This is a genomic window from Alkalibacterium sp. AK22, from assembly GCF_000585255.1.
Lineage (GTDB): Bacteria > Bacillota > Bacilli > Lactobacillales > Carnobacteriaceae_A > Alkalibacterium.
On sequence record NZ_JANL01000041.1, the window covers coordinates 1 to 12068 of the forward strand.

Annotated in this window: 9 protein-coding genes; all 9 read right to left on the reverse strand. The window is 34.2% G+C overall.

The genetic code is table 11. From position 1 onward, the window contains the following. Positions 1-73: 73 nt before the first annotated feature. The 9 genes from ADIAL_RS09215 to ADIAL_RS09255 all read right to left on the reverse strand — a co-directional run bounded on the left by ADIAL_RS09215 (position 74) and on the right by ADIAL_RS09255 (position 11991). Positions 74-568: a metal-dependent hydrolase gene (locus ADIAL_RS09215; protein WP_034302856.1), complete on the reverse strand. Its 495-nt coding sequence runs from the start codon at positions 566-568 to the stop codon at positions 74-76. Between the two features lie 248 nt (positions 569-816). Further along, positions 817-1596 carry a Cof-type HAD-IIB family hydrolase gene (locus ADIAL_RS09220; protein WP_034302858.1) on the reverse strand — a complete coding sequence of 260 codons (780 nt, stop codon included), beginning with the start codon at positions 1594-1596 and terminating at the stop codon, positions 817-819. Between the two features lie 296 nt (positions 1597-1892). Next, positions 1893-3215 (reverse strand): AI-2E family transporter, encoded by a 1323-nt coding sequence (locus ADIAL_RS09225; protein ID WP_197017795.1) that lies wholly within the window; start codon positions 3213-3215, stop codon positions 1893-1895. A gap of 319 nt (positions 3216-3534) precedes the next feature. Next, positions 3535-6312 (reverse strand): DNA methyltransferase, encoded by a 2778-nt coding sequence (locus ADIAL_RS09230; protein ID WP_034302860.1) that lies wholly within the window; start codon positions 6310-6312, stop codon positions 3535-3537. 50 nt (positions 6313-6362) lie between these two features. Beyond that, positions 6363-7643 (reverse strand): hypothetical protein, encoded by a 1281-nt coding sequence (locus ADIAL_RS09235; protein ID WP_034302862.1) that lies wholly within the window; start codon positions 7641-7643, stop codon positions 6363-6365. A 63-nt stretch (positions 7644-7706) separates the two neighbouring features. Beyond that, positions 7707-7952, reverse strand: a complete 246-nt coding sequence (locus ADIAL_RS09240) for a hypothetical protein (protein ID WP_034302864.1) — start codon at positions 7950-7952, stop codon at positions 7707-7709. A 183-nt stretch (positions 7953-8135) separates the two neighbouring features. After that, on the reverse strand, positions 8136-8354 hold the full coding sequence (locus ADIAL_RS09245) for a hypothetical protein (RefSeq protein ID WP_034302866.1): 219 nt from the start codon (positions 8352-8354) through the stop codon (positions 8136-8138). A 1-nt stretch (position 8355) separates the two neighbouring features. Next, positions 8356-9654 carry a hypothetical protein gene (locus tag ADIAL_RS09250; RefSeq protein ID WP_034302868.1) on the reverse strand — a complete coding sequence of 433 codons (1299 nt, stop codon included), beginning with the start codon at positions 9652-9654 and terminating at the stop codon, positions 8356-8358. 309 nt (positions 9655-9963) lie between these two features. Next, positions 9964-11991 carry a DUF262 domain-containing protein gene (locus ADIAL_RS09255; protein WP_034302869.1) on the reverse strand — a complete coding sequence of 676 codons (2028 nt, stop codon included), beginning with the start codon at positions 11989-11991 and terminating at the stop codon, positions 9964-9966. Positions 11992-12068 lie beyond the last annotated feature (77 nt).

Here is a 12068-nt window from a genome sequence, read left to right on the forward strand (position 1 = left end):
TACATTCAACTGGCAGTAGTCATATACAAAGACGCTTGTCTTTTATATACAAAAACAAGATACTGTTTGTCTGTCACTTAAGTAGTCTTGAAAACTGGTAAAGAACTCCCCCACAGGCCAGCCAAAAAATAATGGTCTCTGCTGTTCTTCCGGTCCGGTAATACACGATTCTGAAGCCAAACTGAATACGTTTGTTGATGACCGGCTGCAGCCATGCTACTCCAGTCCTTGAAAAGGAATCCTGCACCAGATGGGCCAGGTAGCCCGCAATAAACCAACTGAGCCAGCTTGAAGGAAAATTGAATGAGGTAATCAATGCCTGGGCCAGCAGATAGAAAACACCGGTCCCCAGCAGAGAGTGGGCCAGGCCCCGGTGCCCAAAGACCTTGCCGATGCCCTGACTGATTCCCCCAGTCCGGTTCCCGATAAACGATTTCGGATGATCGATATCCGGCATGACAGACCCCAGCCCGAGGGCAAAAAGATTCCCTACAGTCACGGGCCCGGTCATCGCCATCAGCGGCAGGGCAGTGGCATAGGTCACTGCTATATGTGTTTTATAAAGCATGAACTGACTCCTTTTTATTAAATAGTAGGGAGAGCTTAAAAAGCCTCCCCTTTTTAGCCTTTCAATAAGTCAGTCTGTTCATCTGTCTGTTGACACTGAAATCTGTGACTTCCTACGGCTTCGCCTTTTTTCAGGCCAAAGACAGAGGGCCTGCTGTTTGTCCCTATGGCTTCTCTGCTCTTCGCCTTGTTCTTGCATCCTGTGAATGCAGTCTGTAAAGTAAAAATGAATCGGAAGCTGATGTGTGGTCAGTCAATCAGTCCGAAATGTTTAAGGCCTTCTCTAATTCCACCGTCAGTATTTGCTGACGTAACATAATCGGCCAGCTCTTTCACCTCGTTCAGTCCGTTAGCCATGGCCACGCTGTGATCTGCCCGGCTGAGCATTTCTTTGTCGTTGGCTCCATCACCGAAGGCATACAGAGGGACATCTGTCATGCCAGCTGCATCAAGCAAAGCATCGATGCCTTTTGCTTTATTGTGCCCTTTGGAGATTGTATCTATACTAAAAGGAGTGTTTCTGAAAAAGGACAAGTCATCAAAGCTCTGAGTGATCTGATGATCGTTAGCCGGCTCTTCATTCAAGACCAACATCATCAGGATATCCTCTTTTTCATCCAGCTCTGCATCCACTGCCGGTGGCTCTTCATGAATAAAGCCATAGGCCTTTCTGATTGTGTCATTGTGGAAGGTAGCCCGTATCTTATCCGGACTGTAAAGTGAAAGGGCCAAGTTCTTTTCTGCTGTCAGGTTCTTCATTTTTTTAACGATGGAAGGGGAAATAACATTTCTAAACACTTCTTCACCTTCATAATGGATGTACTGCCCATTCAAAGTGATATAAGAGTCGATAACCGTTTCTTCCAAAATATGCTGAATTTCAATCTGGCTTCGGCCGGTCGCAATAAAAGGGACGGCTCCCTTCTGCTTCAACTCTGACAGGGCTTTTTTTACATCCTCATCAATCATGGAATCTGCATTTAAAAGTGTGCCATCTAAATCAAAAAATACTAGTGCTGTCGGTTTCATTTTTTCTGCTCCTTTTCCTGCGTTGTATTTATTTGCTTACGCTGACCTTGCCTCGTTTTTATCCGCACATTCTTTTATACATCGATTTACTTTATAGTCCTCAAGTGTTTAGTATATCTGCTCCGGCCGCTATTGTCTATCATCCTGAGCCCTATAGATCAGTCTACTCTCCTTAAGCTTTCCCACAGACATAAAACAGAAAAAGCTGACCATGCAGGACTCTGCACACTCAGCTTTTTCATTTCATCACTAATGGCACTTTTTTGCTAGAAATCAAATAGTACACTGTTTGAAGCTCAGGCTTCACTTTCTTCTTCATAACCTCTGAGCATCCATATCTTCATGCCGTGAACGACCAGTACCCGGAAAGTGGCGTAGAAAGGTACGGCCAGGATCATGCCGATGAGTCCAATCAGCTGAGCTGCAATCAGGATTAGAAAAATGATCATAATGGGATGAATCTTGAGCTTCTTGCCGATGACTTGGGGAGCAATCAGATTACTTTCAATCTGCTGGATCACAACAACAGCAATGATTGTCGCCAAGGCCGCATAGGGCGAGGTGAAGATGGCGACCATAACGGCCGGCACGCTGCCAATCCAGGGTCCAAAATAAGGGATCAGATTCGTCACCCCCGCAATAACTCCAAGGAGTAAGGCATATTCCAGGCCAATGACAAGAAAAGCGACAAAGCACAGAATACCGACAAAGAGACAAACGATTCCCTGTCCTTGAATATAGGAGGAAAGGGTATGGTCAATGTCTTCAAGTATGCTTCGGACTTCCTTCTGCTGTCTAGGATGAAAAACCCGTATAAAGCTTTCATAAAAAGTGCTGGAGTCTTTCAGAATATAGAATAAAAGAATCGGCAGCAGTAAAAGGACAAACAGCACACTGGCGACTGTCCCTACAAGCGACCCGAGTCCGCTGATCAGCCCTCGACCCATCGTGTTCAAGGTATTGGTGATTGTTTCTATATACTCATCGAGGTTGATAAACTGCTCATCTTCAAGCTGGCTAATCCGGTTGAACAGGTCCACTTCCAGTACCCAATCTTCAACACTGGCGATAATGTTAGGGATGTTGTTAGCCAGACTCATGATCTGATCCTGCAGAATCGGCCCGAGAGACACTAGGCCAAAAGTGAGGGTCCCTCCCAGGATGATATAGACGATAAGAATAGCCAGACCTTTGGGTATTTTCTTGTTCAGAAGTTTAACGAACGGGCGCAGCAGGTAAAACAGAAAGCCCGTTAGAATCAGCGGGATAAAGACCGTCTGAAAAGCCACCCGAACAGGTGTAAACAGCCAGTCGATTCGGCTACCGACATAAATAATCAGAAAGAGCAGCAAGATATTCTTCCCTATGTTGAACCATTTATCGCTAAAGCTTTTCCGCTTCTTTTTGTGTGTACTTTCCACTCTTTTTCCATCTCCTATTGTGCAGTATTTTTTACTTATTGTTGGGTACAGTTCCGCTGATTTGTTTATGTACATCCGGTCACGTTCGTTTGTTGAACTGCCTAGCTTCAGTATAAAGTATTTTACAAGGAAAAGGAATATGTTGTTAAAGACGGGGAAGCCTCTGGGAGAAGGTTCATTCAGTCCTGTCTTTTCCATAAAAAAGCCTGCAAATACTGACTGATCAGCACTTACAGGCTCTTCTTGACGGTTGATTCTATGGAGTTGAGGGGAGTCGAACCCCTGTCCAGACACATTGCCACTCAAGTATCTACGTTCATAGTCTTACTACTTAGATTGATACAGCAATGTTTTTAACTTCTCCTATTGTAAGGGAGACGGACAATTCCACGAATTTAGTTCGAAGTGTTTTAATTAGAGTATAACTTATAAGTTTATAAGTCAATAATAATTTAAAAAAATATTATTGGCTCTCCCTACTATCTAAAATGAACCTAAATATAAACTTATATCATAATTACCTGTCAAATCTTTTTTTCAAGTAAAGCTTCATAATGAATTCAAGTCGTTCATTATCATTATCGAATCCGTCTGTCTTGTAAAGCCTCTCAACAGCATCATCAAGAAGTTGATGAGATTTTTTTAAATCTATAGGCATAAACAGTGGATCGTATAAGTCTGCTAAGGAATTACCTTTTTCTAAATAATCATTGCGTTTCTTTAACATAATAGAAGCCAATTTTTTTATATTTTCTTTCTTCTCATCTGTTACCTCAGGAAAAACAAAATTATTGTAGACAAGACTATTTGAATATCTATAGTCCCCTTTTAATTTTCCTCCTACAGTCTTCAGCCAAAGCGTGTGCATTCTCGTTTCTAAAACTCCGAATATGAATAAGTCTGAATTTGGTAGTACAAAAGCAGAATCTGAAGCAATTGTAGGCCACTCTTCAAAGCCCATAGGTATATACTCTCTTCTTATAGACGATACTCTCGGTATAATTAAAAAAGTATCTTTAACTACCCTATCTTCACCTAACAGATATGGAACTTCTGCTAACTCATTCGTCTTTTTTCTTCTACTACTCAATCTATAAGCTTTTACAGCTTCAACTCTGGATTTTATTTCTGAATTACTTCTCATTAACGATAGAGGAGCATCTTTAAGATAAATTATATATCTTTTTTCATTTCTTATTAATTCTTTTGAGCCTATAAAAGGATGTATATAAGGGGTTAGTTCTGGATGAAGTTTTATAATATTATTTTTTTCTTCACTACTTAATATCAAGTTTCCTCCATCATTAGCCATACTCCCAAAATGCATTTTCTGATAACTCGAAATTTGATTAGACGACTTAGTTAATAGTAGTGGTGAGGACTCTAGGAGATATTCATTTATGACTGATACTTTTTTTGAATTGGGATTTCCATTTAAAGTTTCATATTCAAATATATATTTATCCTTTTTCTTTAATTTGGAAAATCCTATAATTACTACGAAAACATTAGCTTCATTATCCCAATTAAACGTTTGGTGAGCAAAATTAATAGATATATTTCTATTAAATATATCTTTCCAAAGTAACGCTGCTTGCTCCCCTTGGACAATAGAATTTGTTGAGACCAGTGCCGCATCTATAGTACCATTATAACTCATCATTATAGCCGCTTTATGATACCATCCAGCAACATAATCTAAATTACCAGCTTTCTTATCTCCAAAAACTTTCTTTAGCTCTTCCTTTTGCTCAGAGCTCATTAATCGTGCTCCTATAAATGGTGGGTTGCCTATAATATAATTTAATTTCTGGGGACTAATTACTTCTCGCCAATCGAGTTGCATTGCATTGTCTGTATATATTTTAGCCCCTGTTTGCAAAGGTAACCTCACAAAGTATCTACTAAATTTATTAGAAGTTTCTATATTCATTAGATGGTCCATCAACCATAAACCTAATTTAGCAATGGATGCTGCGTAAGGCTCTATTTCAATACCATAAAAATTATTAACATTAACTCTTATGCTGTCTTCTACACTAAATAAAGTATCTTGGTAATCTTTATAATGAAGTTCGTCTGCACTTACTGAACTGATATTTCTATTAGAAGCCAAGAATTCCTCAACTCTAATTAATCGAATTACCTCATTTTCCAATCTCCTTAGCTCTCTGTAAGCTAGTATTAAAAAGTTACCTGAGCCACAAGCGGGATCGAGAAAATTGAGATTAGATACTTTATCATGAAACTCTAAATACCTATTTAATCTACCCGATTTATATTTGGTTATTGACTCAAGTTCATCGTGTAAATCATCTAGAAACAAAGAATTAACTACTTTCATAATGTTGACTTCAGATGTGTAATGAGCACCCAAATTATGTCTCTCTTTTTCATTTAGTGCCCCTTCAAACATTGAACCGAAGATAATTGGACTTATCTGACTCCAATCTAATTTAGAAACCTCTAATAGCATATTTCTAACTTCTTCCGTCAGAGAAATTCCAGATGGAATCGCTACCTTAAATAAACCACCATTAATATATCTAAAACCGAGAAATTCTTTACTTTGATAGCGATCTTCTTCAGGGGTGTTAAGAACTATAAACAGGTTTGATAATTTATCTAATAAATCCGATCCATCCTCCGCAGTATTATTAATTAGAAATTGTCGAAACTGATTTTTTTCAAAAATTCCAGTATCATCTGCAAATAAGCAAAAAACTAATCTCGTCATAATCAAAGTAGAAGCGTTTGGTGGATAGTTCATTTTTCTAAGTAAATGATGCAATTTTTCTAGTAAAACTGCTGCTTCCTTATTGACTGGATTTTGTGGAGTAGTTACTATGATTTCTTTATTAGTCAGAAAGTTAAATGTTTCAATATATTTATGTAATTCTTTTACTGGAAATTTAATTTCGTGATTGTTGTCTAGATTAATTAATTGAATATATTCAAAGTCACATAACATTACATATTGAGGAATGTCCTCATCTTTTAGCTTCATAACATACTGATAGGCTTGTGATTTGGCTTTATCTAATGATTTTCCTTTACTCTTCATTTCAATCAAAATAACACCATTTAAAAGATGATCGACATACACTTGTCTGGATTCAGTTTTTACTCTCCATTCAAATCCAGCATTTACTTTTCTTTTAGGAATATCAAAAATTCCTTCTAAAAAATCTTTAATCCATGATTGAGCTTGCTGTCGTTCGTCTGCATCGTTGCTATGATGCTTTTCAAATACTAAAGCTCTATTTCTTAAATCATCTAATGTTAAGTGACTCAACAGTACCCCTCCTGTAAGTTATTATAATTCGATAATATTGTTTAGTAATGTTACCGATTATCATTTAGTTCTTTGTCGTCAAAGTTATTTATGAACCCACTGATAAAGAATTGATTCCCCCTGTAATAATTTAAATAATTATGTTCAATGAAGTTCGGCCGATTTAATATAAAAATATCGGAGTAATCTTTATTGTCTGAAAGTTGATTAAACTCTGGAAAAGTATATTTGGGTACATCAATTTTAGCCATGATACTTGCTATATCATCAATATTAGGCATTTCAACTTTAGGTACCATACTTGCCAAATCAATAGCCTTTGGAATATTTAATTTAGTTAAAAATATTTCATTTTTAGCCATAGTGTCTGCCAGTATTTTAAAAGATTCTTGAACATTCTTTACCAATTCGGGTAAATTCTTTAGTATACTAGCAAAATCGATTATCATAGATCGATTTTGATGGCTCACAATATTATCGTTAGCTTTCTGTATTTTTGGAATTAAGTAATTTAGATTTTTAGTCACATTCTCATAGGATTTTTTTGAAAAATACCTATGATGAGCTATTTTATCTCGTTCTTTTTTAATCTCTTTCATTATTTTTTCTGGATTTTCCACCTTAGCAAACTTGTAAAAGTGCTTGTCCCATAGTGAATAAGGTTTGGCTTTTTCAATAAGCTGAACGAGCTCCTCTTTATTCATTTTTTTTATGTCCTCAGTGTTAAATATTTCATTGAAATTCTGAGAGTTTAGAAGTAATCTTTTTTTAAAAAACAAATCTTCTAACTTAGATAATGATAACTTTTCCAATCCCTTTTCTATATTGTCTTTATTTCCTGCACCTTTGAAATCAGGTACTTGAGTTAATATAATTTTACTCCAATCCTTACTATGCAACGGTACAAATATTGATATAATAAGTTTCCTTAAACTTCGTTCATACACTGCCAGATGTTTAAATGTTCTTATAGAGTAATACATAGACAAATTGTCTTCAATAGCTATAGAGTAAAATTTGTTATTAGTGTTTTTTGAAATTTTAAGCAAAACTTCAGATAATACTTTGGCAGCTCTCTCTTTATTTTTTTCATAATAAATACCAATTTTCAAAGATACGGTTTCTTCATTTTTATAGTTGCTAAAAACTTCATAGTAGCACTTATAATTTTTATTATTATACTGAAAGTCAAAATTTTGTTTGCCTATTCTAATAATTTTTGTGTCTGAATTTTTGTTCTTTCTTTCAATGCTAAAAAGCTCTTCAAAGAATAAATCAAGATCGACTGTTTCTCGTAATACGTAGTAATACTCATTATAGATTTCCTTCAAAAAATCACCTCTCTTTACTAAGGTTTTTAAAAAACAAGTCCTATCTGTTTAAACCATGCTTTATTATTTAGACAAATTTAACTCTTCTAAAAATTTTAATAATTCATGAAAGCTAGTTGAACGCTGTTCACTATGTGCTATTTCATTAAGTGAATTAGTGATTTCTGGAAGTGCATCTATATCTTTTTCAATTCCTTTCGACGCATATGAAAATATCTGATTGTTTTTATCATGACGAATATCATATTCTTCATGAATTTTATTTTGCAGATATAAAATAAGTTGGTTGCGCAAGTCTTCTGCTGTCATAGTTACTCTCCTTTAGCATGTGTAAGTTCTAATCAAATGTAAACTTATCTAGGAATTAAATAGCTCCGAAACTGAAAAAACGTAAGAGAACTGATTTAGCACATGTGAGATAAATTCTTTTTAAGAAATACTTGTCATGAACCACTGGCGTGACAAATATGAATAATTACACCCGTTGATAAATTATAAGTCTTCCCAAATTTGTTCTGTATATTCGATTTCTTTATCTTTTGATCGAGCTTTTATTGAATCCTTAATACTATGTCTTTCACAAGGTACATAAGTAATCGAATTATCATCCCCTACAAGAACAATATATTCTTCTCCCACTTTAATGTCTAATTCTTTCGGGACATCTAATACAATATTATTACCATCAAGCCTAGATTTGTATGTTTTCATATTAAGCTCCCTTACTTTTAGGTAAACCTGATCGATGATTTCCTTTTAATTCTAGCAATATTTTGTAATACAAAGTTTCATTATTATTTGGCATATCAACATCTAGCACCTTATCTCCAAATAGTTCTATCAACTCAGCAATCTCATCATTATAATACTGTTCATAGTTTTCAAAAAATTGACGTTCATCTAATATTTTCCCATTTAACAATGAGTCTATTTTATTGAAATAGTAGAACATAAATAGACCTTCAAAACCTTTTGCTCTATTTATGTTTTCCATATGTTTTAACCATCTCTTTTGCAACTGTTCACGTACTATATCTCTATCTGCCGTTCGCTTTTGAATGCCATATTGTACTCTTTTTAATATGTCTGGATTCTGTACAGTTTTTTGTTTCCACAATCTTTGTATGTGATAGTTCTCTTTTAAATATCTACTCTCATTACCTAAATAATCCTTAACAGGTTCATAATTTATTCTCCACATAATATCTTTATGGGTAATAGAATAGTGAGATAGTAAGGTTTTTTGATATGCTACAATATCTTCTTCATCATCTTTGCTTAATTTTATCCTATGCCCGTTATAAGTCTCGGTATAATCTAAATTATCTATATAATAATTATACTTAATCTTAGCATTTTCAGACAAAAAATCTTCGTCACCACTTATTAAAAGCGCATAATACTTATCATCAAAAAACAAACTATACTCGTTTCTCAAGTAATTCGAAATTGATGAAAAAACTTCTCTGTAAAATAGTTCTTTTCTAATTTTATAGTTATCAATAACTTTATAAACTAACTTAACTAGCCTTGTTTCATCAATACCTATGTTCATACTTAGATTTTTCAAATCTTCCTCAATATAATTAATTTGAGAATTTTCAAGCTTCATTGGACTCGTGATGTCAATATGATTTAGCCAATTTATTCTAGTCATACTTAATTCTTTAAAAGTAGCATCTAATTTGTTATTACTATTCAACTCATAAATATAGTGTGCTAGTAACTTACTACCTGCCTCAGCATACTCCGTATAGTTTCCTCTTCTGTTTTCGATTCTTGGCTTAGGGTTAGTTTTCTTTTTACCGACTAATAACTTACCTCTTTTACCATATGCTGTCCACTTAACAGCATGATGATTATCTTTATATATTTTTTCAATCTTTTTCATTGTTGTAGTATGGAGTCTTCCATTCTTTTCCAATTCTTTAGAATATGTTTCGATCTCAACATCTTTTAGATATGGGTTGTTAACTAATAATTCTACTTGTGTATATTCTACTCTTGCCATCTAATTTGGTACTCCTTTTATATTAACTATACACTCCAAAAGTCCATGTTTTATGCATTTCATTTATGTTACAGGTGATATCCAAATACATTAATAAATTATTACTAATAGAGTTGAATTTCACCTGCAACACATCATTAACACCTAATTTATAATGGATTTAAAACATATTATTTCCGTTGAGCATAATAAGCTACTTTCAACTTTTAGAATTGTATAATTGAGTTTGTGTTAAGTTTTGTTTTGTGGGGTTCTTTTACTTTAAAGAAATCATCTCATACTTTTCAGTTGTATTGAAAGTTAGATGAACTAATTAGATAAAAGATTATCTCTGTCTGCATCAAAAATGCTTTGGAAAAATTTAGTTCTTTTTTTGACTAATGAATCAATATTAGAAACATCTGAAAACTTATCAAAGTCTTTTTCATCAATTCCTGTATATGTTTTAATCATATTTTTTAACCATGCATCGGTAATTTCATTCAATGCTTTACTCTTCTTAGAATTATTATTTATGCTAGACAGAACAGCTAAATTTGACAAACTATCCTTAAAATTCTTATTAACCATTGGATTGTTATTCAGCTTTTCTTTTGGAATAATATGGTCTACTTCGTGCTTAATATCAACTATATTCTCAGGGGTACGATTGCTGAGTAAATAACTATAATACAATGTAGGCTTAAGCAATTTAACTGTAGTTGCAGCCCCATTATATTCACCTGAGCAAGATTCTTTTATAAACTCACTCCATTCGCTTTTTGAAACTGGTCTGATTCTATTTTTCCAATCCTTAATATCGTTAGACATCTTCGAATCTCCCGAACCACGCCAACTTCTCGTAGCATATTCATAAACTAATCGATCAAACAAGATAATTGATTCCCTTTGAAATGTTTTAACCGCATTAGACGATATCATTGGAGAATCTTTATCTTTCCAGTTCAAATATGATATAGTCAAAAATTCAAGTGCTATAGCATTGCCTAACAACTTAGTTATAGGCATATTCCAGCTCTGTAAATTTCTGAAGAATCCTTTATGCATTAATACACTTATCATGTTATTTATTTCTTCTGCGAGTTCATTAATATCTTTTTCCCAATTCAATTCTTTATTAGTTTCTAATTCCGCTACATGTCGAGCTGACATTCCACTATTATATATAGAACTGACAAGCTTAAATCCTAATGTTATTTCATCCATTGACACTGTGCCCTTTTTCTTGCTAGCGTTATAATTCTCAAATATTAAATTGTCATAATCTACCCTTGATATTAATGTCGCTGGCAAGTCCCATCTAACAATTTGACTAGGAGTAGGTATGTCTAGTTTATGATATAATTCGTTGATTTTAGTTATAACATCTGACTGTAAATTACCTACTGGTATATTCCAAAAAGGTTTTGCAGAGAGTAATTCTTCAGCTCTAAGCTGAGTTCCTCCACTATTAGTCATTGAAAATATAAGCTGAGCATCTAAAGGCGAGGCATTGTTGAGATGTATTACTCCTATTCTAGTATCAGCAAAAACTTGCTCAGTTCTTTTGATTACATCGAAACAGTGCTCTATATCTTTCCAATGAGTATCAACTTTTTCCTTAAAACTATTTTTAAAGCCATCTTTTATATCATATAAAGTAAAATAATAATCAATAAAAAATTCCTTAGTAATTGCTCCCTCATACTCTTTATTGTAGTCTTTCTGTAGTTGTATTATGAATTCCCTAAGTGAGATAGGATCGATTTTTCTTTCACCATTTTTGTAAGGGGCGTACTTGAGTTTAGAGAAATAATCACTGTAGTCAAACTGTCTTTCCCAAGAACTGATTCCCTTTTTGTCGATTTGATGAACCATCTTGATAATATCTAATAATGTGTTTAAGCCTTTCCTTTGGGTTTCTGCATTAAAGGAGTGCTCCGTTAAATCTTCTTCTCCTTCATACAATGAAGTTTCTTCATTTTCAGTTCCCTCATTGTTTTCTACAGTATCTGTTTGAAGGTACTTTGCAATTTTTGCCCAAAAAACATCTGTAACTTCACTAGTGTCAGCAGTTTTGTTAAATTTGAGGTAGCTTTGTGCCCATAAATATATATCTATCGGATTTCTTCTCATTAAAGACAAAGCATTTCGTCTTTGTCGACCATCTAAAAGCCATGATGTGCTTTTTTCCTTATTAACGATTACTACACCTATTGGATACTCTTGAAAAACACTTATACAGAGTTCAAAGTTTTGTTTACTGGTCCATGTTGCTCTTCTCTGAAATCTAGGCAGTTTCATATTTGATTCATCTAAAAATGATAGCAGTGTCATAGGTTCAATAACATAGCTCATGAAAATTCCTCCCATAGATAATATTCTTTAACACAACTCAGCTAATTACTAAGAATAAAACTTGGTAAAATGTTGAT